Below are 22,031 nucleotides of genomic sequence, written 5' to 3' on the forward strand. Positions count from 1 at the left end.
GCTCGGGGATATTATCTGGGGCGATAGCATATCGCCTCGGCAGGGATTTTCTATACCTTTTTCGGGGATAACAATAATGAAACGTTCTGCTTTAAGCTGTCTGGTCGCTATTTCGCTATTCTCAACCGCGGCCCAGGCCAGTGTTGATGACGTCCTGAATTCGCCCTTTTTCAGCGACAGCCACGCTGAATTGTCGCTGAAAAACTACTGGAAGTACCTCAAGGAAGATGCCGCCAATCCAAAAGAGGTGCATAACGCCTGGGGGCAAGGGTTGGCGCTGGGCTATCAGTCCGGCTATCTGGCGGACTTTATCGGCGTTAATCTCGATTACTACAGCGCGGTAAAGCTGGGTGCCAGTGATTACTTCAATACTCGTGGGGTGCTGTACAACAACGGCCCCGGCAACAGCAAAGAGAATGCTGCTGGCTACAGCAAGGTGGGCCAGCGCTATATCAAGCTGAAAGGCGACGTGGGCGGCGCGGCGCTGAATGCGCAGGCAGGCTGGCAGATGTTGCGTAACTACGGCGTGATTTCCACCTCCACTCGCCTGTCGCCTACGACTTACCTGGGTTGGTCCGGTGGCGTAGCCGGTGCCGGGCTCTCTTTGCGCGGCGCGTATATTGAACGTTCTATGGATCGTAACTCCCCTGACAGCCTGCGCTTGCAGACCAACGATGGCCGCTATATCAACCATCTTGCCAGCGCGGAGTTGGGCTATGAGAATAAACAATTTAATGGGCAACTGGCCTATGGGGAATCTCAGGACTATTTACGCCGCCAGATCTTGCGGGTGGGGTACAAAGCCAATGAGAAACTCAGCCTGGGCAGCCAGATTTACACCACTCAGGCGCTGGATGACTATAAACAGATGGCGCTGAGCAAGCGCAACTTCGATCATAACGCCAACCACTATGCGCTGGATGCCAAATGGCAGGAGCCGCTGTGGAGCGTCAAGGTCGGCATCGCCCATACGCGAGCGCCGAAGGGTGACGGTCAGCTTGGCTTCTATCCTCGTCATATGTCCAAAAACTCACGCGGCACCTTTACCTCCATGGCCTATGCCGGTGAAGACTATATGCGCGATGGCGAAACCATGTTGGCCACCATGGCCGAGTATCGCATCACGCCTGAGTTTACCGCCGGGCTGGCGGGCAACGTTGGCCAGTTCAGCTACCAAGGTGCTGCGGTGCGTACCGGTGAGATCAACGTCTTTGGCCGTTGGGCTCCCTCCCATCCCAAGCTGAAAAACCTGACGGTATTCGCCATGGCTGGGCCGGGCTGGTCTTATAAGAACAGCAATAAAACGCCGATACTGGTGGATGGGCATTCCCAGACCTCCCACTCGTTGTCCGGCGAGTTTATCGCCGAATATCGCTTCAAACTGTTTTAATCCGCCTTATCTGCACGGTAATGCCTTGGTTACCGTGCTCACTTACACATAAAAACAGACTGGACATCCATACAGGCTCCCTTTAACGTGGCAGGCAACAGGCGTAAAACGCGCCGCAAGTGCATGCATGACAGGAGGCAGGGTGGATACCAGTTTGGTTTACGGTATTGGTGGCGTAGCGATAGGTTTACTGCTGGGGTGGCTGATCGCCAGCCTGCGTGCGCAACAGCACGGCGCGCAACATGAAACCGACATGCGTCTGCTGGAACAGTCTTTACAGCAGGCACAGCTTGAAACTGCCTCCCGCCAAGAGACGCTGCAACGCCACGAACAACTGCTACGGCAAAACGATCTGGAACTGCGCACCCTGCACAGCCAACTGGCCGCCGGGCAGGAGAGACTGCAACAGCTCAACCATTGGCGCAATGAATGTGAATTGCTGAACCAGGAGCTACGGGCACAGCGGGAAGTTAACAGCGCTCAGGAAGCTGAACTGCGTGAGGTAACGATCCGCCTGGAAGAGACCCGGATGGCCGCCGAAGAGAAACAGCGGCTGTTGATCAGCAGTGAACAGCGTTTGACTACCCAGTTTGAGAATCTGGCCAACCGCATTTTCGAAAACAGTGGCCGCAAGGTAGATGAGCAAAATAAGCAAAGTCTGGATCGCCTGTTGCTGCCGTTACGCGAGCAGTTGGATGGTTTCCGCCGCCAGGTGCAGGACAGTTTTGGCCAGGAAGCACGCGAACGCCATACATTGACGCACGAAATCCGTAATCTGCAACAGTTGAATGCGCAAATGGCTCGCGAGGCGCTCAACCTCACCAAGGCACTAAAAGGCGATAACAAAACCCAGGGCAACTGGGGCGAGGTGGTGCTGAGCCGCGTGTTGGAAGCCTCTGGCCTGCGTGAAGGACATGAGTATGAGACGCAGGTTAATGTGCGGCTGGATAGCCAAAACCGCATGCAGCCAGACGTGATCGTGCGTTTGCCACAGGGCAAGGACGTGGTGATCGACGCCAAAATGTCGCTGGTGGCCTATGAGCGTTACTTCAACAGTGAAGATGATTTTGAACGCGAAGCGGCGTTGACCGAGCATATCACTTCGCTGCGTGGGCACATTCGCGTGTTGGGCCGTAAGGATTATCAACAACTGCCTGGCCTGCGTTCGCTGGATTATGTGCTGATGTTTATCCCGGTGGAACCGGCCTTCCTGCTGGCCATCGATCGTGAGCCGGAGCTGATTAGCGAGGCATTGCAACATAACATCATGCTGGTCAGCCCAACCACTTTGCTGGTGGCGCTGCGTACCATTACCAACCTGTGGCGCTATGAGCACCAGAGCCAGAACGCTCAGCGGATCGCCGATCGCGCCGCCCGCCTGTATGACAAGATGCGCCTGTTTGTTGACGATATGTCGGCCCTGGGGCAGAGCCTGGATAGGGCGCAGGGCAGTTATCACCAGGCGATGAATAAACTGAGCGAAGGCCGTGGTAATCTTATCGGCCGGATCGAGGGCTTCCGCGCGCTTGGGGTTGAGGTTAAACGTCCCATCAACCCGCTTTTGGCGCAGCAGGCATCGGAACAACAGGATGATGAACTGCTCTCTGAGTCAGACGAAGATATCGCCTCGCTGCCGGGGGAAGAGAACGACGATAGCAACGAAGAACCGCATCGCGCATCGCACGGATGATGCCGTTGCAAGGTGGGGTATTACGCCGCTTTCTGGTACACTCCACGACACTAAATTGACTGAATGGCAGGCAGGACAATGGCAGATCAAGCGCAGGAAACCACCGATTTTGGCTTTCGTACCGTAGCAAGAGACGAGAAGCAGGCCATGGTGGCCAACGTTTTTCACTCGGTAGCGGCAAAATATGACGTGATGAACGACCTGATGTCGTTTGGTATCCATCGTATCTGGAAGCGCTTTACCATCGATTGCAGCGGCGTGCGCCGCGGCCAGCGCGTGCTGGATCTGGCCGGTGGTACTGGCGACCTGGCCGCCAAGTTCTCCCGCATGGTCGGTGAGCAGGGGCAGGTGGTGCTGGCGGATATCAACGATTCCATGCTCAAGATGGGGCGCGAAAAGCTGCGCGACCACGGCATCGTTGGCAATATCAGCTACGTGCAGGCCAACGCCGAAGCGCTGCCGTTCCCGGATAACTATTTTGACTGCATCACCATCTCCTTTGGCCTGCGCAACGTCACCGATAAAGACAAAGCGCTGCGCTCGATGTTCCGCGTGCTGAAACCGGGTGGCCGCCTGCTGGTGCTGGAATTTTCCAAGCCGCTGCTGGAGCCGCTGAGCAAGGCTTACGACGCCTATTCCTTCCACGTGCTGCCAAAAATTGGTGAGCTGGTGGTGAAAGATCCGGACAGCTACCGCTATCTGGCAGAATCGATCCGCATGCATCCCGATCAGGAAACCCTGAAGGGGATGATGGCTGCGGCCGGTTTCGAGAACGTCAACTACTTCAACCTGACCGGCGGCATCGTGGCGCTGCACCGGGGCTTCAAGTTCTGATATGGAAATGCCGATGCTGCTAACCCCGTTACTGACCGGCGTGCTGGAAACCTCGCTCAATAGCCTGCTGTTTCGCGATCGCAGCATGAAAGCTGCCCGCCAACGGCTGGCGGGTAAAGTGTTACGTATCGAGCTACAGGAACTCTCTTCGCCGTTGGTTCTGCTGTTCAGCGAACAGCGCGTGGATGTGCTTGGCCAATCAGAAGATAGAGCCGACTGTACGGTGCAAACCCGCGTACCGGTGCTGCTGAAATTGCGCGATCGTCAGCAACTTTCCCCGCTGATGCGCAGCGGCGAGCTGATTGTCGAAGGCGATATTCAGGTGGTGCAACAGCTGGTCGGTTTGCTCGATCTGGCAGAGTGGGATCCGGCGGAATGGCTGGCGCCTTATGTGGGCGACATCGCCGCGCAAGGGGTTAGTCAGATTGTTGGCAAAGGTTTAAGCCTGCTGAAATCCGGTTTGCAGAGCCAGCAACGCTACGTGGCCGAAACGCTGACCGAAGAATGGCGTATGGCTCCCGGCCCGCTTGAAGTAGTGTGGTTTAACGAAGAGGTTGATGCCACCGTTCGCAGTGTGGACGCACTGATTGCTCGTCTGGACAAGTTGGAGGGTAAGCGATGACCCCTGGCGAAATTTGCCGCCTGTATTTGATCGTGCGCGTTTTCCTGAGCTATGGACTGGATGAACTGATCCCCAAGATGCGCTTGACGCTGCCGCTGCGCATTGGCCGTCGCCTGCTGTTCTGGATGCCGAACCGCCATAAAGACCAGCCGTTGGGTGAACGCCTGCGCCTGGCGCTGCAAGAGCTGGGCCCGGTGTGGATCAAGTTCGGCCAGATGATGTCGACCCGCCGCGATCTGTTCCCTCCCCATATTGCCGACCAACTGACGCTGTTACAGGACCGAGTAGCACCGTTCGATGGCGCGCTGGCGCGTAAGCATATCGAGTTGGCAATGGGCGGTCCGCTGGAAACCTGGTTCGATGACTTTGACCAGCAGGCGCTGGCATCGGCTTCGATTGCCCAGGTGCATACCGCCCGGCTGAAAACGACCGGCCAAGAGGTGGTGCTGAAGGTGATCCGCCCGGACATTGGGCCGATTATCAAAGCCGATGTGCGCCTGATGTATCGCCTGGCAGGCTGGGTACCCAAGCTGATGCCGGACGGTCGCCGTCTGCGCCCGCGCGAAGTGGTGCGTGAATATGAGAAAACCCTGCTCGATGAGCTTAACCTGCTGCGTGAAGCGGCCAACGCCATCCAGCTGCGCCGTAATTTTGACGGTAGCCCGATGCTCTACGTGCCGGAGGTTTACTCCGATTACTGCCGTGAAAGCGTGCTGGTGATGGAGCGGATTTACGGTATCCCGGTGTCGGATATTGCGGCTCTGGAACAGCAGAACACCAATATGAAACTGCTGGCCGAGCGTGGCGTCCAGGTGTTCTTTACCCAGGTATTCCGTGACAGCTTCTTCCATGCCGACATGCACCCAGGCAATATTTTCGTCAGCTATGAACACCCGGAGGATCCGTGTTATATCGGCATCGACTGCGGTATCGTGGGTTCCCTGAACAAAGACGACAAGCGCTATCTGGCGGAAAACTTTATCGCCTTCTTCAACCGCGACTACCGTAAGGTGGCGGAGTTGCACGTTGATTCTGGCTGGGTACCGCGTGATACCAACGTGGAAGATTTTGAGTTTGCCATCCGTACCGTCTGCGAGCCGATCTTTGAAAAACCGCTGGCGGAAATTTCGTTCGGCAACGTGCTGTTGAACCTGTTCAATACCGCACGCCGTTTCAATATGGAAGTGCAGCCGCAACTGGTATTACTGCAAAAGACGCTGCTGTACGTTGAGGGCCTTGGCCGCCAGCTCTATCCGCAACTGGATCTGTGGACCACGGCGAAGCCGTTCCTGGAAAGCTGGCTACGGGATCAGGTAGGCATTCCGGCGGTGATCCGCGCGCTGAAAGAAAAAGCGCCGTTCTGGGCCGAGAAACTGCCGGAGTTACCAGAGCTATTTTATGACAGCCTGCAACAACATAAACTGTTGCAACAAAGCGTCGATAAATTGACCGGTCAGATGCAGGCGCAACGCGTTCGGCAAGGTCAATCACGGTATTTGTTCGGGGTTGGCGCTACACTGTTAGTCAGTGGTACGATTTTACTGCTGGGAGGCGTAGAGGTGTTCCCTGCCTGGATGATGGCCGCAGGCGTAGTAGCCTGGGTCGTTGGTTGGAAACGCACCGTCTGAATAAATTAACCATCAGGTTAAGCGTTGTCGCTGTAGCCCTGCAAAAACGGGGCATATCCAACACAAAGATGAAGGGTATATAATGCGGCAACTTGAAAGACAACGGGTATAGACCCTTTTATAAACCAGAGGTAAGTACAATGGGCGGTATTAGTATTTGGCAATTGTTGATCATCGCGGTGATCGTGGTACTGCTGTTTGGCACCAACAAACTGCGTACGCTAGGTTCCGATCTCGGTGCATCAATCAAGGGCTTCAAAAAAGCGATTGGCGACGACAACAGCACCGCGCCAACCAACACGACTGAAAAAACCAACCACGATGCAGACTTTGCGGCCAAGCCTATCACCGATAAGCAGCCGGAAGTGAAAGCAGCGGAAGAGTCGAAGAACAAAGAGCAGGTATAAACCGTGTTTGACATTGGGTTTGGTGAACTGCTGCTGGTACTGGTGATTGGCCTGGTGGTACTTGGGCCAGAACGGTTACCGGTGGCGGTCAGAACCGTTGCGGGCTGGATCCGAGCGCTGCGCTCTCTGGCAGCTTCGGTGCAGAATGAGCTGACGCAGGAATTGAAGCTGCAAGAACTGCAGGAAAGCCTGAAGAAGGCTGAGAAAGCGGGCTTGCAGAATTTAACGCCGGAACTCAAAGCTTCAATGGATGAGCTGAAAGAGGCGGCTGAGTCGCTGAAACGTTCTTATCACGTCGATAAGGACGAGCCGCCGCATACCATCCACAATCCAGTGGTCACCGATCCTGAAGCCATTCACGATGGCGTGACGCCGGCGGAAGCGGCGACTACCGCTTCGGCACCTGTTGCCACACCGCAGCCCACTGAACCTGCGCCAGTCGAGCATAGTGAGCCGGTGGTGCCAACCGTGGCTCAGGCAACGGTCGTGGATCAGCAAATCCCTGCAAAGCAGGCCATCCCAGAGCCTGCGGCGGATAAATCCCCTGCGTCTCAACAACCTAGTGGCGAACGTTAAAACATGGCCGTTGAAGATACCCAACCGCTTATCAGTCATCTGATTGAACTGCGTAAGCGGCTGTTAAATTCGATCATCAGCGTGCTGGCGATCTTTATCGTGTTGGTGTTTTTCGCTAACGATATTTATCAGATCGTGTCTGCACCGCTGATCGATCAGTTGCCTGCCGGGGCGAGCATGATCGCCACCGACGTGGCTTCACCGTTCTTTGCTCCGATCAAGTTGACGATGATGGTTTCGGTGATCGTTGCCGCGCCTTTCATTCTCTATCAGGTCTGGGCCTTTATCGCTCCTGCGCTGTACCAGCATGAACGCCGCCTGATGATGCCGTTGCTGGTCTCCAGCAGCCTGCTATTCTATCTGGGGATGGCGTTTGCCTACTTTGTCGTGTTCCCGTTGGCCTTTGGCTTTTTTGCCAAAACTGCACCCATCGGCGTCACGATTGCGACCGATATCAGCAACTACCTGAGTTTTGTCATGGCGCTGTTTATGGCGTTCGGCGTGGCTTTTGAAGTGCCGGTTGCCATTATTCTGCTGTGCTGGAGCGGAGTCACTACGCCAGAAGACCTGCGTAAGAAACGCCCGTATGTGCTGGTCGGTGCTTTTGTGGTCGGCATGCTGTTGACGCCGCCGGACGTGTTCTCGCAAACCTTGTTGGCGATCCCGATGTACCTGCTGTTTGAGGTCGGGGTATTCTTCGCCCGTTTCTATGTCGGGAAGCGGCGCAAGCCGGTAGAGGAAGAAGAGGAAGGCGAAGAGCCACCAGCGCCCTCACCCTAACCCTCTCCCACAGGGAGAGGGGACCGATCGAGTTCGTTGATTGCTTTGCGTACTACCTTGCCTTCCTGGTTGTAACCCCCTACTTTCCGAAGTTACACGGGCTAGCTATGCGCTCGGGACAGCTCCCTGAGGGAGAGGGTAGGGTGAGGGGAGCGATCGAGTTCGTTGATTGCTTTGCGTACTACCTTGCCTTCCTGGTTGTTACCCCCTACTTTCCGAAGTTACACGGGCTAGCTATGTGCTCGGGACAGCTCCCTCTCCCTAAGGGAGAGGGTTGGGGTGAGGGGGAAATAGCGATTGCCAGAAAACTGACAAGCATTATCCCGATCGGCGGCCTTTGCTTTGGAAAAACCATGTTTGATATTGGCGTCAACCTTACCAGCTCCCAATTTGCCAAAGATGCCACACAGGTGGTTGAGCGAGCCAAAACCGCAGGCGTGACGGGGATGCTGATCACCGGCACCAACGCGCAGCAAAGCGAGGCGGCCAGTCACCTGGCCCGTGCGCATAGTGGCTATTGCTGGTCTACGGCTGGCGTGCATCCGCATGATGCCAGCAGTTGGAACGATGAGGTCGCACAGCACATTCACCGGTTGGCATCGCAGCCCTTCGTTGCAGCCATTGGTGAATGTGGGCTGGACTTTAACCGCAACTTTTCTACCCCGGAACAGCAGGAAGTGGCTTTCAACGCCCAGTTGGCATTGGCCGCCGAGCTCAATATGCCGGTCTTCCTGCATTGTCGCGACGCACACGCACGTTTTGTTGCACTGCTGACCCTTTGGTTGGATAAACTGCCCGCCGCAGTCGTGCATTGCTTCACCGGCAGCGCCGAAGAGTTACAGGACTGTCTGGCGCTGGGGCTGTCGATCGGTATCACCGGTTGGGTTTGTGATGAGCGCAGGGGTCTGGAACTGCGTGCCTTGTTACCCCAAATCCCGGCCGATCGTCTGCTGCTGGAAACCGATGCCCCCTATTTGTTGCCCCGGGATTTACACCCGAAACCTGCATCTCGCCGCAACGAACCCTGTTTTCTGCCCCATATCATTCGGCAGGTTGCGACCTGGCGCGAAGAAGATCCCGCGTGGCTGGGTCAGAAAACTGATGAGAACGCCCGCCGGTTATTCCGGCTGGTCTGAGTTAGGAGAAAATTATGAGCTATGCATTTCCGGGCACCTTCCCTGGTCGCCGTATGCGCCGTGTGCGCCGTCATGACTTCAGCCGCCGTTTGGTCGCCGAGAATCAGGTAACGGTCAATGACCTGATCTACCCGGTGTTTGTCATGGAAGGCAGCAACCGTCAGGAAGCCGTTTCCTCGATGCCTGGCGTATCGCGCATGAGCATCGATCTGCTGATCAAAGAGGCAGAAGCCATTGCCAAGCTCGGCGTGCCGGTGATCTCCCTGTTCCCGGTGATTGAGCCTGGCCTGAAGTCGCTGCATGCCGAGGAAGCCTACAACCCGGATGGTTTGGTGCAGCGCACCGTGCGTGCGTTGAAAGATGCCGTGCCGGAGCTGGGGATCCTGACCGATGTGGCGCTCGACCCGTATACGACCCATGGGCAGGACGGGGTGATCGACGAGCATGGCTACGTGATCAACGACATCAGCAAAGAGATTCTGGTTCGCCAGGCGCTATCTCACGCTGAAGCCGGTGCCGAAATCGTGGCTCCCAGCGATATGATGGATGGCCGCATCGGCGCGATCCGCGATCAACTCGAGCTGCAAGGCCTGGTGAATACCCAGATCATGGCGTATTCCGCCAAATATGCCTCATGCTATTACGGCCCGTTCCGTGATGCGCTCGGCTCCACCGGTAACCTGAAAGGCGGCAATAAGAAAACCTATCAGATGGATCCGGCTAACGGCGACGAAGCCCTGCAAGAGATTGCTCAGGATCTGCAGGAAGGCGCGGATATGGTGATGGTGAAGCCGGGGATGCCGTATCTGGACGTGGTGCGGCGTGTGAAAGATACCTTCGGGGTGCCGACCTTCGCCTATCAGGTGTCGGGTGAGTATGCGATGCATATGGCGGCGATCCAGAACGGCTGGCTGCAGGAGCAACCGGCGGTGATGGAATCCTTGCTGTGCTTTAAGCGTGCCGGGGCTGATGGTGTGCTGACCTACTTCGCCAAGCGTGTCGCCCAGTGGCTGCATGATGATGCGATGCGCCGTTAATCGGTAGCAGACAAAACAGGCACCCTTGGGTGCCTGTTTGCATTACAGCTTCTGGAACTGCCGGTTATCGATGCTCTGATTAATCTGCTTGTTGATCAAATTCAGCAGCAGCATCGAGCGGGCTTCACCGTCGGGTTCGGTGTAGATCGCATGTAGGCCCTCGAACACGCCATCGGTGATCAACACCGTATCGCCCGGCTGCGGGGTCTCTGGATCCACATCGTATTCTTCGCTATGTGTCTGGAGCTCTTCGATAACCTGTAACGGTATCTGGGTCGGTAAGGCTCCAAATCGTACAAAGTGGCTGACACCACGGGTAGCGCTGATCGTGGTGGTGTGAATACGCTCTGGATCGAATTCAACAAACAGGTAGTTGGGAAACAGCGGTTCGCTAACGGCGGTACGCTTGCCACGCACGATTTTCTCCAACGTAATCATTGGGCTCAGGCAGTTGACGGCTTGCCTTACCAGGTGTTCCTGGGCCCGCAACAGCTGGCCGCGCTTACAATAAAGTAAATACCAAGATTCCATAGTTTCACATGCCTTTCTGTCAGCCGTTAAGCATACCAAAAGCCACTACGGATACCTAGTGACGCAAGCGTCCATCTTGTTGCCATGAGTTGCGGCAATCCACGGTAGCCAGCATAAAGTCACATATTTGTTTACCTGATTCAGGTATAACAATAGGCCTCAAATTTACGACTGTCACAGTATGGTGGGCAAGCCTGACGCTCAATGTGACGCCTTTATCATTCTTGCACTGAGGGAGAGACATGGAGCTATTTTTGCTAAGTAACGGCAAGCTTTCCGGCGAGGCCGAACTGCTCGGTTATGCCAAGAGCCAGCTGTTGGCCATGATTGAACGCCGTAACATCACGTCGGCCGTATTTATTCCTTATGCCATGATCCGCGGTGATTACGACCAGCGTGCGGGGGAACTGTCGCAGACGTTGGGGATCAAGGTTACCAGCATCCACCATGCCGAGTCTCCGGCAGAGGCGATCGCACAGGCCGAGTGTATTTTGGTCAGCGGCGGCAATACCTGGATGCTGAACCAGATGCTGCATGAAAATGGCCTGATAGTGCCAATCCAACGTGCGGTGCGTGAGCGCGAAGTACCTTATGTGGGTTGGAGCGCTGGTTGCAACGTGGCGACGCCGAGCATCCGTACCACCAACGATATGCCGGTACGCAGCAGCGTCGTGTTGCCTGCGCTGGGGTTGTTCCCGGTCCAGATCAACCCACATTACATCGATGCCCACATTAGCGGCCACATGGGTGAAACCCGTGATGAGCGCCTGGCAGAGTTCTGTGCGGTGAACCCAAGCGAGTCGGTTGTTGCACTGCGTGAAGGCAGCCTGCTGCACGTCTGCGGTAACGATCTGCTCTACTTCAGCGCCAGGGAGCAGGGCTTTAAAGTGTTCCGCCATGGGGTAGAGATACAGGAATATCATGATACTTTGGCGCTGCGCTCGTTGGTGCCGTTCATCTGCCATTGATAAACCGAAGGGGGCGCAGCATGCGGCGCCCCTGCAGATTCAGCATTGTGATGACAACCCAAACTAGTAGCGCTAATGTGGGCAGATTGGCTAGAATTTGTTAATCTATCCGTTGCTGTGAAACGCCTTAAAATCAGCCAGTTAATTAAACGTCGAACCCCCTTGAGATTTTCAGGGCTCGTCGTTTAAATCTTCTATAAATCAATGGTGTAATGGCTTGCATGAAATACCGTGACCTACGCGATTTCCTCTCGTTGCTGGAAAAGAGAGGGGAACTAAAACGCATCAGCCAGCCGATTGATCCCTATCTGGAAATGACAGAAATTGCCGATCGTACGCTGCGAGCAGGCGGCCCGGCGTTGCTGTTCGAAAACCCGAAAGGCTACGATATGCCGGTGCTCTGTAACCTGTTCGGCACGCCCAAGCGGGTGGCGATGGGGATGGGGCAGGAAGACGTCAGTGCGCTGCGCGAAGTGGGCAAGCTGTTGGCGTTCCTCAAAGAGCCGGAGCCACCGAAGGGCTTTCGCGATCTGTTCGACAAGGTCCCCAAATTCAAGCAAGTGCTGAATATGCCGACCAAGGTGCTGGGCTCTGCCCCGTGCCAGGAACAGGTGTGGCAAGGGGAAGATGTCGATCTTGGCCGTATTCCGGTGATGCACTGCTGGCCGGAAGATGCCGCTCCGCTGGTCACCTGGGGGCTGACGGTTACCCGTGGCCCGCATAAGGAGCGCCAGAATCTGGGGATCTATCGCCAGCAGGTGTTGGGCAAGAACAAGCTGATTATGCGCTGGCTCTCGCACCGTGGCGGCGCGCTGGATTATCAGGAGTGGTGTCAGGAACATCCTGGTGAACGTTTCCCGGTCGCCGTTGCGCTGGGGGCCGATCCTGCCACCATTTTGGGCGCAGTGACGCCGGTGCCGGATAACCTGTCCGAATATGCCTTTGCCGGGTTGTTGCGCGGCAACAAGACCGAAGTGGTCAAATGTTTGTCCTGCGATCTCGAAGTTCCCGCCAGCGCGGAAATTGTGTTGGAAGGTTATATCGAGCAAGGGGAACTGGCGCCGGAAGGCCCGTATGGCGATCACACCGGTTACTATAACGAGATCGACCACTTCCCCGTCTTTACCGTGACCCATATTACCCAACGGCGCAACGCGATTTATCACTCGACCTATACTGGTCGCCCGCCGGATGAACCTGCGGTGATGGGAGTGGCGCTGAACGAAGTGTTCGTGCCGATCCTGCAAAAACAGTTCCCGGAAATCGTCGATTTCTACCTGCCGCCGGAAGGGTGTTCCTATCGCCTGGCGGTGGTGACCATCAAAAAACAGTACGCAGGGCACGCCAAACGCGTAATGATGGGGGTCTGGTCTTTCCTACGCCAATTTATGTATACCAAGTTTGTCATCGTCTGCGATGACGATGTGAATGCGCGCGACTGGAATGACGTAATTTGGGCGATCACCACCAGAATGGATCCGGCAAGGGATACCGTTTTAGTGGAGAATACGCCGATTGATTATCTGGACTTCGCCTCACCGGTTTCCGGGCTGGGATCGAAGATGGGCCTGGATGCCACCAATAAATGGCCGGGAGAAACCCAGAGAGAGTGGGGCCGTCCGATTCAAATGGATGAGAAGGTGCGTGCGCGTATCGATGACATCTGGGATGAGCTCGCCATATTCAGTGACAGAGAACCGACGCTTTAAGCGCCAGTCTTTGTTCTCGGTCTTGCATTGATGACCCGACAGAGGGAACGCATGACAATCTTGAGCTGTAAAGTGACCTCCGTAGAGGCCATTACCGATACCGTTTATCGGGTACGTTTGGTGCCAGAGGCACCGTTTTCGTTCAAAGCAGGGCAATACCTGATGGTAGTGATGGATGAGCGTGATAAACGCCCGTTCTCTGTGGCTTCGACGCCAGCACAGCAAGATTATATCGAGCTGCATATTGGTGCTTCTGAACTGAACCTGTATGCGATGGCGGTGATGGATCGTGTGCTGAAAGAGCAGGCCATCACCGTGGATATTCCGCATGGTGAAGCCTGGCTGCGTGAAGAGGGCGAGCGCCCGCTGGTGTTGATTGCCGGTGGTACCGGGTTCTCTTACGCGCGCTCGATTTTGCTGACAGCGCTGGAGCGCCAGCCAGACCGTGATATCTCGATTTACTGGGGTGGGCGTGAGCTGAAGCATCTTTATGATCTCAGCGAACTGGAAGCGATTTCACTGCAATACCCAAATCTGAAGGTTATCCCGGTAGTTGAACAGCCGGAAGAGGACTGGCGTGGCCGCAGTGGCACGGTGCTGAGCGCCGTGTTACAGGATTTTGGCTCGCTGGCGGAGCATGATATCTATATCGCAGGTCGTTTCGAGATGGCGAAAATTGCCCGTGAGCGTTTCTGTGCCGAGCGTGGTGCACTGGAAGCGCACATGTTTGGCGATGCTTTCGCGTTTATCTGATTGTATGCGCAGTAGTAAAGACGGGGTGGCCAGGTGCTGCCCCGTTTTTATTGGCGCCGAATTTCAGACATAAAAAAACCCGCCCCTGACAGGCGGGAAGTACGGCAACAAAACCTTTGGGATGCCCTTTTGGGGCATCCAATCAGACACAGCTAAACGCGTTCAAATACCGTGGCGATCCCCTGACCCAGGCCGATACACATGGTGGCCAGACCAAACTGCACGTCACGGCGTTCCATATTGTTCAGCAGGGTGGTGGAGATACGGGAGCCGGAGCAGCCTAATGGATGGCCCAGGGCAATCGCACCGCCGTTAAGGTTGATCTTATCGTCCATGCTTTCCAGCAGCCCCAGATCTTTAATACAGGGCAGCGACTGGGCGGCAAAGGCCTCATTCAATTCAAACAGGTCTATATCCTGCACGCTCAGGCCGGCGCGTTTAAGCGCGAGTTTGCTGGCAGGCACCGGACCATAGCCCATGATCGAAGGATCGCATCCCACGACCGCCATTGAGCGGATGCGGGCACGAGCCTTCAGTCCAAGCGACTTGGCGCGGGACTCGCTCATGATCAACATGGCGGAAGCGCCGTCAGACAGTGCGGAAGAGGTGCCTGCGGTGACGGTGCCGTTGACCGGGTCAAACGCCGGGCGCAATGCCGCCAGGCTGGCAACGGTGGTTTCCGGGCGGATCACTTCGTCATAATCGTAACGAGTCAGTACGCCGTCGGCGTCATGGCCGGTGGTGGGGATAATTTCGTTTTTGAAATAGCCGGCCAACGTAGCGGCATGGGCACGTTGGTGGGAGCGAGCTGCAAACTCATCCTGCATTTCGCGGCTGATATTATGCATTTTGGCCAGCATTTCTGCGGTCAGGCCCATCATCCCGGCGGCTTTTGCCACGGTGCGGCTCAGGCCTGGATGGAAGTCTACGCCGTGGTTCATCGGGACGTGGCCCATATGTTCCACTCCGCCGATCAGGCTGACCTGCGCGTCACCAACCATGATTGCGCGGGCTGCATCGTGTAAGGCCTGCATCGAAGAACCACACAGGCGGTTCACCGTTACCGCTGGCACACGATGTGGGATCTCGGCCAGCAGCGCGGCGTTACGGGCGATATTGAAGCCTTGTTCCAGCGTTTGCTGCACGCAGCCCCAGTAAATATCATCAATCTCGGCGGCATTCAGCGCCGGGTTACGGCTCAGCACGGCACGCATCAGATGAGCGGAAAGATCTTCCGCGCGTACCTGGCGGAAAGCGCCGCCTTTTGAGCGGCCCATTGGCGTACGTACGGCATCAACAATAACTACGTTTTCCATCTTTATAACCTCATGCCGGTTGGCCAGTGGAGATATCAGACAGCGCCGCTGTCGCCACCGGGTAGTAGCTTTCATTACGTTCCGCCTTGGCACGCAGGCCGGCTGGCACTTGATACAGCGCCCCCAGGTTAGCGTAACGCTGGGCCATTTCGACGTAATTGGCGGTGCCGAGCGTATCCAGATAGCGGAATGCGCCACCGTGGAACGGCGGGAAGCCGATGCCGTAAACCAATGCCATATCCGCTTCTGCCGGGCTAGCCACAATGCCTTCTTCCAAGCAGCGTACCACTTCGTTGATCATCGGGATCATCATGCGGGCGATGATCTCTTCACTGCTGAAGGTCTGTGCCGACGCGCTCACGGTTGCCAGCAGAGCGTCGGTTTGCTCGTCGTTATCTTTACGCGGCTTGCCTTTGCTATCCTGGCTGTAGCGGTAGAAGCCCAGCTGGTTTTTCTGGCCGAAGCGTTGGTTATCGAACATCAAGTCGATCGCATCGCGGTAATTTTTACTCATGCGCTCAGGGAAACCGTTGGCCATCACCGCCTGGGCATGGTGCGCGGTATCAATACCGACCACATCCAACAGATACGCCGGGCCCATCGGCCAGCCGAACTGTTTTTCCATCACTTTGTCGATCTGACGGAAGTCGGCGCCGTCGCGCAGCAGCTGACTGAACCCGGCAAAATACGGGAACAGCACGCGGTTAACGAAGAACCCAGGGCAATCATTGACCACGATCGGCGTTTTGCCCATGCGGGTGGCGTAGGCCACCACGGCGGCGATAGTGCTGTCGCTGGTGTGTTCACCGCGGATTATCTCAACCAACGGCATGCGGTGCACCGGGTTGAAGAAATGCATACCGCAGAAGTTTTGCGGGCGCTTCAACGATTTTGCCAGGTGATTGATCGGGATGGTTGAGGTGTTGGAGGCCAATACGGTATCTTCGCCGATCAGGGCTTCCACTTCAGACAACACCGCCGCTTTTACCTTAGGATTTTCAACTACGGCCTCAACAATCAGTTGGGCGCGTTCGATACCGGCATAGTCCAGCGTTGGCTGGATGGTTGACAGCACCTGTGCCATCTTCAGGCCATCCAGTTTGCCGCGCTCCAGCTGTTTATTCAGCAGCTTGGCCGCTTCATTCATGCCGAGAGTCAGGGATTTGTCGCTGATGTCCTTCATGATCACCGGCACGCCTTTCAGCGCGGATTGGTAGGCGATGCCGCCCCCCATAATTCCGGCACCCAGCACGGCAGCCTGTTTCGGAGCTTCAACGTTCTTGGCCAATTTTTTCGCCTGGCCTTTCACGAACTGATCGTTGAGGAAAATGCCCACCAGGGCGCGCGCTTCGTTAGAGCGGGCCAAAGGCACAAAGCTGGCGGTTTCCAGTTTCAACGCTTCTTCACGGCCAAACTTGGCGGCGGCTTCGATGGTTTTTACCGCGGTCATCGGCGCAGGATAATGTTTCCCGGCAGTTTGCATCACCATGCCTTTGGCAGTGGTGAAACTCATGGCCGCTTCGATTGGGCTCAGCTTCAGCGGCTCCAGCTTCGGCTGACGGTAGGCGCGCCAGTCAAGTTGGCCGTCGATCGCCTGTTGCAGAACTTTCAGCGCGGCTTCCACCAGTTTCTCTGGTGCGACTACGGCATCGACCAGGCCGACTTTCAGCGCGTCTTTCGCGCCGATCTCTTTCCCGGCGGCAATGATTTCCAGCGCGCTGTCGTTACCCAGCAGGCGTGGCAGACGTACGGAACCCCCGAATCCTGGCATGATGCCCAGTTTGGTTTCCGGCAGACCGATGCGTGCGTCCGGAGAGGCGATACGGAAATCGGTCGCCAGGATGCATTCGCAGCCGCCGCCTAATGCGTAACCGTTAATGGCGGATATAGTTGGCACCGGCAAATCTTCCAGCCGGTTAAAGATGGTATTGGCAAACACCAGCCATTCATGCAGCTTCTCAGCCGGTGCGGCAAACAGCGAGAGGAACTCGGTGATGTCGGCACCCACGATGAATGCGGATTTGGCAGAGCGCAGCAGCAGCCCTTTCAACTCGGTTTGCTGTTCCAGCACCTCGAGTGCGGCACCCAGGCTGGCAACGGTGCTGGTATCCAGCTTGTTGATCGGGCCTGGTGCGTTGAACACCAACTCGGCGATGCCGTTGTCGAGCCAGTGTACTTGTAATGTTTCGCCTTGGTAGAGCATGTCGATCTCCTGAATCAGCGCAGATGATCTGGTATGACCAGATGATGACGAGTGTGGTTTTTATGTTAATAAATTGCAAATAATAGATTGCATATTTGCAAACCTGATCACAGGGGGAATGGCTAATTGCTTGATACACAATCAAGTTATTTTTTACCCCTGAGCGAGAAACTTTGGTGCGTAGCGGCCATATCACCCGGGGATGCAATCTGTTTGCAGCGGTTTGCGAAGCACACCTCATGCAGGAGGTGATGGGGTTGGAGCGTGGGATCTGTGTGTTAAGATGGCTCATTCCGTTCTGAGGGCATAAGGGTACTGTGATGGAAACGCTGGCTTCTTTGTATAACGACCACTTGGCAACACTGCAACAACGAGCTCGTGAAGTATTAGAGCGCAACAATCTGGATGCATTGCTGATCCACTCAGGCGAGCTGCAACGGGTCTTTCTGGACGACCATAGCTACCCGTTTAAAGTGAACGCCAACTTCAAGGCGTGGGTGCCGGTAACGTCGGTGCCGAACTGCTGGTTGTGGGTGGACGGCGTTAACAAACCCAAGCTGTGGTTCTATTCCCCGGTGGATTACTGGCATAGCGTTGAACCGCTACCCAACAGCTTCTGGACCAAATCCATTGAACTGTTGCCGCTGACCAATGCAGATGATATCGCCAGCCAACTGCCGCAGCAGCGCGAGCGTGTAGGCTATATCGGCTATGCACAACAGCGGGCCCTCTCTCTTGGCATTGCGGCCGAGCACATCAATCCGCAAGCGGTGCTGAATTTCCTCGATTTCCGTCGCTCGATCAAAACCGGTTATGAACTGGCCTGCATGCGCGAAGCGCAGAAAACGGCCGTGATGGGGCACCGTGCCGCTCATGAAGCCTTCCAGTCCGGTATGAGCGAGTTCGATATCAACCTGGCCTATCTGACCGCCACTGGCCATCGTGATACGGACGTGCCTTACGATAATATCGTGGCCCTGAATGAGCATGCGGCGGTGCTGCATTACACCAAGCTGGATCATCAACCTCCTGCCGAATCCCGTAGCTTCCTGATCGATGCAGGGGCGGAATACAACGGCTACGCTGCCGACCTGACTCGCACCTATGCGGCTCAGAGCGACAATGCATTCGCCCATCTGGTGAAAGATCTCAACAGTGAACAGCTTGCGCTGATAGATACCATCAAAGCCGGGGTGCGCTACACGGATTACCATGTACAGATGCATCAACGTATCGCCAAACTGTTGAAAAATCATAAGCTGGTAACGGGCATCAGCGAAGAAGCGATGGTCGAACAAGGCATCACCTGTCCGTTCCTGCCGCACGGCTTAGGCCACCCGCTTGGTTTGCAGGTGCATGATGCCGCCGGGTTTATGCAGGATGAAAATGGTACTCATCTGGCTGCACCCGCAAAATATCCCTTCCTGCGCTGCACTCGTGTCATGCAACCAGGCATGGTGCTGACCATTGAGCCGGGCCTGTATTTCATTGAGTCCCTGTTGGCACCTTGGCGTAGCGGCGAGTTCAGTAAACACTTTGCCTGGGATCGTATCGATGCGTTGAAACCTTACGGCGGTATCCGCATTGAGGACAATATTGTGATCCACGAAAAGCGTATTGAGAATATGACGCGCGATCTGAACCTGGCCTGATGCAGCCTTACCCCATTCCTGGCGCTGTCATCAGCGTCAGTGAAGAGATAAAGAAAAGCCGTTTCATCACCCTGCTGGCACCTACCTGCGGGGTCGAGGCGGCCAAAGCCTTTATCCAGCAGGTGCGTGACGAGCATCCAACGGCCCGGCACCATTGCTGGGCTTTTGTTGCCGGGGCACCGAATGATTCGCAGCAGTTGGGGTTCTCCGATGACGGTGAACCCTCCGGCACGGCGGGCAAGCCCATCCTGAGCCAGCTCATGGGCAGTGGGATCGGTGAAATAACCGCGGTGGTAGTTCGCTACTATGGTGGGATCAAGCTGGGTACCGGTGGCCTGGTGCGGGCATACGGTAGCGGTGTACAACAGGCGCTTAAGCAGTTGGTTGTCAGCTATAAAGTGCCGCAGCTCGAATATACTTTGCAGTGCGACTATGCTCAGCTGGCAATGGTAGAGAATTTGCTACAGCTTAGTGAAGGGCGGATTGTGCATGGGGATTACGGTGCTGCCGTGGTGTTACATTTGGCGCTACCGGCCACGGGTACCGAGGCATTCGGGAATAAATTACGCGATCTCAGCCGCGGAAGTTTGCAATTAGTCCCTATATCGCAATAATTCCCACCAACTGAATTGTTAAGGATCGTGCTGAAATGCATTTTCGCGCCATAACCCGTATTGTGGGCCTGCTGGTTATCCTGTTTTCCGGGACAATGTTTATTCCTGGCCTGGTGGCATTGATATACCGCGACGGAGCGGGGCGGGCATTCAGCCAGACCTTCTTTGTAGCCGTGACCATTGGCTTGATGCTGTGGTGGCCAAACCGCAAGCAGAAGCATGAATTAAAGCCGCGTGAAGGCTTCCTGATTGTGGTGTTGTTCTGGACCGTGCTGGGCAGCGTGGGGGCATTGCCTTTCCTGTTTTCCGAACGGCCCAATCTCTCCCTGACGGACGCCTTTTTCGAATCCTTCTCGGGTTTAACCACCACCGGTGCCACCACCCTGGTCGGGTTAGACTCCTTGCCGAAAGCCATCTTATTTTACCGCCAGATGCTGCAATGGATGGGGGGGATGGGGATCATCGTGCTGGCCGTCGCCATACTGCCTATCCTTGGCGTAGGGGGGATGCAGCTATACCGTGCGGAAATGCCCGGCCCATTGAAAGACAACAAAATGCGCCCGCGTATTGCCGAAACGGCCAAGACCTTGTGGCTGATTTACGTACTGCTGACCATCGCCTGCGCGCTGGCGTTATGGGGCGCCGGAATGTCGGTATTCGATGCTATCGGCCATAGCTTTGCAACTATCGCCATCGGGGGCTTTTCCACGCATGATGCCAGCGTGGGTTACTTTGCCAGTCCGGCCATCAACACCATCATCGCTGTGTTCCTATTGATCTCCGGTTGTAACTACGGCTTGCACTTTGCCTTGCTCAGCGGCCGCAGCTTGAAAGTGTACTGGCGCGATCCTGAATTTCGCATGTTTATCGCCGTGCAGTTCACTCTGGTGGCTGTGTGTACCGTGGTGCTGTGGTGGCACGGTATATATAGAAGCGGCATGGAAACGCTTAATCAGGCTTTCTTCCAGGTGGTGTCGATGGCAACTACTGCAGGATTTACCACCGACAGCATCGCCAAATGGCCACTGTTCTTGCCAATGCTCCTGCTCTGTTCAGCCTTTATCGGTGGCTGCGCGGGTTCAACGGGCGGTGGCTTGAAAGTGATCCGCATCCTGCTGCTGTATCTGCAAGGGTCGCGTGAGTTGAAGCGGTTGGTGCATCCAAATGCGGTTTACACCATCAAGTTAGGCAACCGGGCGTTGCCGGAGCGTATTCTTGAAGCGGTGTGGGGCTTCTTCTCCGCCTATGCATTGGTATTTATCGTCAGCATGCTGGCCATTATCGCCACCGGCGTGGACGAGTTCTCGGCCTTTGCCGCGGTAACGGCTACGCTTAACAATCTGGGGCCTGGCCTCGGCGTTGTCGCCGATAACTTTACCACCATGCCGCCACCGGCAAAGTGGGTACTGGTCTTGACCATGCTGTTTGGCCGTTTGGAAGTGTTTACGCTGCTGGTTCTCTTCACACCGACTTTCTGGCGTGAGTAAATGTATCTACGAGGAGTAACGCCATGAAGGCACTGATTCTCTATTCGAGCCGTGACGGACAAACACACTCTATAGCTGCTTATATAGCTAACCAGTTGCAGGATACCCTGAACTGTGACGTTATCGATCTGCAGCAGGCAGAGCATATCGAGCTTGGGCAGTACCAACAGGTACTTATAGGGGCTTCGATACGCTACGGGCATTTCAATACGGCATTACACCGATTTGTGAAGCGCCACGCTGATCAGTTGAATCAGATGCCTAGCGCGTTCTTCGCGGTTAACCTGACGGCGCGCAAACCGGAAAAGCGTTCTCCGCAAACCAACGCCTACACCCGCAAGTTCTTATTGTCATCACCTTGGCAGCCGAAACAGTGTGCCGTGTTCGCCGGTGCGCTGTGTTATCCGCGTTATCGCTGGTTCGATCGCGTCATGATCCGCTTCATTATGAAAATGACCGGGGGAGAGACGGATACCAGTAAAGAAGTGGAATATACAGATTGGCAGCAGGTGGACCGTTTTTCCCAGGAATTCAGCCGCATCCAGTACGAAAAGTGATAGAAATGCTGCCTTGTGCAGCGTTTTGCCGAAAAAAGCCGCGCTTGAAAAGTTTTTTGAATTTAGGGGTTGCGCCCTTCTGAGAACTCCCTATAATGCGCCTCCACTGACCGGGAACAACGACGAACAAGTCGCCCAGCC

20 protein-coding genes are annotated in these 22,031 nt (G+C 55.6%); 17 read left to right on the forward strand and 3 right to left on the reverse strand.

The window, feature by feature from the left end:
- The first annotated feature begins 76 nt into the window (after window positions 1-76).
- The 10 genes from AC6HVW_RS20180 (at window position 77) to hemB (ending at window position 10,100) form a co-directional block, all read left to right on the forward strand.
- Entirely contained in the window at window positions 77-1,390 is a 1,314-nt protein-coding gene (locus tag AC6HVW_RS20180; protein ID WP_071681827.1) for an OprD family outer membrane porin, read from the forward strand.
- Between the two features lie 142 nt (window positions 1,391-1,532).
- Window positions 1,533-3,080 (forward strand): DNA recombination protein RmuC, encoded by a 1,548-nt coding sequence (gene rmuC, locus AC6HVW_RS20185; protein ID WP_071681829.1) that lies wholly within the window; start codon window positions 1,533-1,535, stop codon window positions 3,078-3,080.
- 78 nt (window positions 3,081-3,158) lie between these two features.
- Window positions 3,159-3,914: a bifunctional demethylmenaquinone methyltransferase/2-methoxy-6-polyprenyl-1,4-benzoquinol methylase UbiE gene (gene ubiE, locus AC6HVW_RS20190; RefSeq protein ID WP_021181470.1), complete on the forward strand. Its 756-nt coding sequence runs from the start codon at window positions 3,159-3,161 to the stop codon at window positions 3,912-3,914.
- A gap of 13 nt (window positions 3,915-3,927) precedes the next feature.
- Complete coding sequence (ubiJ, locus tag AC6HVW_RS20195; protein WP_071681830.1) at window positions 3,928-4,536, forward strand: ubiquinone biosynthesis protein UbiJ; 609 nt, start codon at window positions 3,928-3,930, stop codon at window positions 4,534-4,536.
- Window positions 4,533-6,164 carry a ubiquinone biosynthesis regulatory protein kinase UbiB gene (ubiB, locus tag AC6HVW_RS20200; RefSeq protein WP_021181468.1) on the forward strand — a complete coding sequence of 544 codons (1,632 nt, stop codon included), beginning with the start codon at window positions 4,533-4,535 and terminating at the stop codon, window positions 6,162-6,164. Before ubiJ ends, ubiB begins: the two co-directional genes overlap by 4 nt.
- A 140-nt stretch (window positions 6,165-6,304) precedes the next feature.
- Window positions 6,305-6,571: a Sec-independent protein translocase subunit TatA gene (tatA, locus tag AC6HVW_RS20205; RefSeq protein ID WP_021181467.1), complete on the forward strand. Its 267-nt coding sequence runs from the start codon at window positions 6,305-6,307 to the stop codon at window positions 6,569-6,571.
- 3 nt (window positions 6,572-6,574) lie between these two features.
- Window positions 6,575-7,147 (forward strand): Sec-independent protein translocase protein TatB, encoded by a 573-nt coding sequence (tatB, locus tag AC6HVW_RS20210; protein ID WP_071681834.1) that lies wholly within the window; start codon window positions 6,575-6,577, stop codon window positions 7,145-7,147.
- Window positions 7,148-7,150: 3 nt separating this feature from the next.
- Window positions 7,151-7,927: a Sec-independent protein translocase subunit TatC gene (gene tatC, locus AC6HVW_RS20215; protein ID WP_059199065.1), complete on the forward strand. Its 777-nt coding sequence runs from the start codon at window positions 7,151-7,153 to the stop codon at window positions 7,925-7,927.
- Window positions 7,928-8,280: 353 nt separating this feature from the next.
- Window positions 8,281-9,063, forward strand: coding sequence for a 3'-5' ssDNA/RNA exonuclease TatD (gene tatD, locus AC6HVW_RS20220; protein ID WP_071681843.1), 783 nt, complete (start codon window positions 8,281-8,283; stop codon window positions 9,061-9,063).
- A 14-nt stretch (window positions 9,064-9,077) separates the two neighbouring features.
- Complete coding sequence (gene hemB, locus AC6HVW_RS20225; RefSeq protein ID WP_021181463.1) at window positions 9,078-10,100, forward strand: porphobilinogen synthase; 1,023 nt, start codon at window positions 9,078-9,080, stop codon at window positions 10,098-10,100.
- Between the two features lie 42 nt (window positions 10,101-10,142).
- Here hemB and rfaH read toward each other — a convergent pair whose 3' ends face one another.
- A complete protein-coding gene (gene rfaH / locus AC6HVW_RS20230; protein WP_497569649.1) occupies window positions 10,143-10,631 on the reverse strand; it encodes a transcription/translation regulatory transformer protein RfaH in 489 nt (162 codons plus the stop codon).
- Between the two features lie 242 nt (window positions 10,632-10,873).
- Here rfaH and pepE point away from each other — a divergent pair, with 242 nt between their 5' ends.
- From pepE to fre, 3 genes are all read left to right on the forward strand, one after another.
- Complete coding sequence (gene pepE / locus AC6HVW_RS20235) at window positions 10,874-11,599, forward strand: dipeptidase PepE (RefSeq protein ID WP_071681845.1); 726 nt, start codon at window positions 10,874-10,876, stop codon at window positions 11,597-11,599.
- Window positions 11,600-11,811: 212 nt separating this feature from the next.
- Entirely contained in the window at window positions 11,812-13,308 is a 1,497-nt protein-coding gene (ubiD, locus tag AC6HVW_RS20240; RefSeq protein ID WP_059199063.1) for a 4-hydroxy-3-polyprenylbenzoate decarboxylase, read from the forward strand.
- A 51-nt stretch (window positions 13,309-13,359) separates the two neighbouring features.
- Complete coding sequence (gene fre, locus AC6HVW_RS20245) at window positions 13,360-14,061, forward strand: NAD(P)H-flavin reductase (RefSeq protein ID WP_021807955.1); 702 nt, start codon at window positions 13,360-13,362, stop codon at window positions 14,059-14,061.
- A gap of 152 nt (window positions 14,062-14,213) precedes the next feature.
- On the opposite strand, the gene fadA is transcribed toward fre, so the two are convergent.
- Together fadA and fadB are read right to left on the reverse strand one after the other, a co-directional pair.
- Window positions 14,214-15,377 (reverse strand): acetyl-CoA C-acyltransferase FadA, encoded by a 1,164-nt coding sequence (fadA, locus tag AC6HVW_RS20250; protein WP_021181458.1) that lies wholly within the window; start codon window positions 15,375-15,377, stop codon window positions 14,214-14,216.
- A gap of 10 nt (window positions 15,378-15,387) precedes the next feature.
- Entirely contained in the window at window positions 15,388-17,580 is a 2,193-nt protein-coding gene (gene fadB, locus AC6HVW_RS20255) for a fatty acid oxidation complex subunit alpha FadB (protein WP_497569650.1), read from the reverse strand.
- A gap of 320 nt (window positions 17,581-17,900) precedes the next feature.
- On the opposite strand from fadB, the gene pepQ reads away from it, so the two are divergent.
- From pepQ to hemG, 4 genes are read left to right on the forward strand one after another with little or no spacing between them, the layout of a single operon-like run.
- Window positions 17,901-19,232 carry a Xaa-Pro dipeptidase gene (pepQ, locus tag AC6HVW_RS20260; protein ID WP_071681849.1) on the forward strand — a complete coding sequence of 444 codons (1,332 nt, stop codon included), beginning with the start codon at window positions 17,901-17,903 and terminating at the stop codon, window positions 19,230-19,232.
- Window positions 19,232-19,846, forward strand: a complete 615-nt coding sequence (locus AC6HVW_RS20265) for an IMPACT family protein (RefSeq protein WP_021807951.1) — start codon at window positions 19,232-19,234, stop codon at window positions 19,844-19,846. Before pepQ ends, AC6HVW_RS20265 begins: the two co-directional genes overlap by 1 nt.
- A 35-nt stretch (window positions 19,847-19,881) precedes the next feature.
- Complete coding sequence (gene trkH / locus AC6HVW_RS20270; protein ID WP_021181454.1) at window positions 19,882-21,333, forward strand: Trk system potassium transporter TrkH; 1,452 nt, start codon at window positions 19,882-19,884, stop codon at window positions 21,331-21,333.
- 23 nt (window positions 21,334-21,356) lie between these two features.
- Window positions 21,357-21,890, forward strand: a complete 534-nt coding sequence (gene hemG, locus AC6HVW_RS20275) for a menaquinone-dependent protoporphyrinogen IX dehydrogenase (RefSeq protein WP_071681851.1) — start codon at window positions 21,357-21,359, stop codon at window positions 21,888-21,890.
- Window positions 21,891-22,031 lie beyond the last annotated feature (141 nt).

The sequence above is a fragment of the Serratia sp. NCCP-200 genome, assembly GCF_059697885.1.

Excerpts from the sequence above, each read along its gene's own strand:
- fadA (WP_021181458.1), bottom strand. The coding sequence starts at position 15,377 with ATGGAAAACGTAGTTATTGTTGATGCCGTACGTACGCCAATGGGCCGC.
- hemB (WP_021181463.1), top strand. The coding sequence starts at position 9,078 with ATGAGCTATGCATTTCCGGGCACCTTCCCTGGTCGCCGTATGCGCCGT.
- ubiD (WP_059199063.1), top strand. The coding sequence starts at position 11,812 with ATGGCTTGCATGAAATACCGTGACCTACGCGATTTCCTCTCGTTGCTG.
- AC6HVW_RS20180 (WP_071681827.1), top strand. The coding sequence starts at position 77 with ATGAAACGTTCTGCTTTAAGCTGTCTGGTCGCTATTTCGCTATTCTCA.
- fadB (WP_497569650.1), bottom strand. The coding sequence starts at position 17,580 with ATGCTCTACCAAGGCGAAACATTACAAGTACACTGGCTCGACAACGGC.
- fre (WP_021807955.1), top strand. The coding sequence starts at position 13,360 with ATGACAATCTTGAGCTGTAAAGTGACCTCCGTAGAGGCCATTACCGAT.
- hemG (WP_071681851.1), top strand. The coding sequence starts at position 21,357 with ATGAAGGCACTGATTCTCTATTCGAGCCGTGACGGACAAACACACTCT.
- AC6HVW_RS20265 (WP_021807951.1), top strand. The coding sequence starts at position 19,232 with ATGCAGCCTTACCCCATTCCTGGCGCTGTCATCAGCGTCAGTGAAGAG.
- tatA (WP_021181467.1), top strand. The coding sequence starts at position 6,305 with ATGGGCGGTATTAGTATTTGGCAATTGTTGATCATCGCGGTGATCGTG.
- tatC (WP_059199065.1), top strand. The coding sequence starts at position 7,151 with ATGGCCGTTGAAGATACCCAACCGCTTATCAGTCATCTGATTGAACTG.
- ubiJ (WP_071681830.1), top strand. The coding sequence starts at position 3,928 with ATGCTGCTAACCCCGTTACTGACCGGCGTGCTGGAAACCTCGCTCAAT.
- ubiB (WP_021181468.1), top strand. The coding sequence starts at position 4,533 with ATGACCCCTGGCGAAATTTGCCGCCTGTATTTGATCGTGCGCGTTTTC.
- pepE (WP_071681845.1), top strand. The coding sequence starts at position 10,874 with ATGGAGCTATTTTTGCTAAGTAACGGCAAGCTTTCCGGCGAGGCCGAA.
- pepQ (WP_071681849.1), top strand. The coding sequence starts at position 17,901 with ATGGAAACGCTGGCTTCTTTGTATAACGACCACTTGGCAACACTGCAA.
- ubiE (WP_021181470.1), top strand. The coding sequence starts at position 3,159 with ATGGCAGATCAAGCGCAGGAAACCACCGATTTTGGCTTTCGTACCGTA.
- tatD (WP_071681843.1), top strand. The coding sequence starts at position 8,281 with ATGTTTGATATTGGCGTCAACCTTACCAGCTCCCAATTTGCCAAAGAT.
- trkH (WP_021181454.1), top strand. The coding sequence starts at position 19,882 with ATGCATTTTCGCGCCATAACCCGTATTGTGGGCCTGCTGGTTATCCTG.
- rfaH (WP_497569649.1), bottom strand. The coding sequence starts at position 10,631 with ATGGAATCTTGGTATTTACTTTATTGTAAGCGCGGCCAGCTGTTGCGG.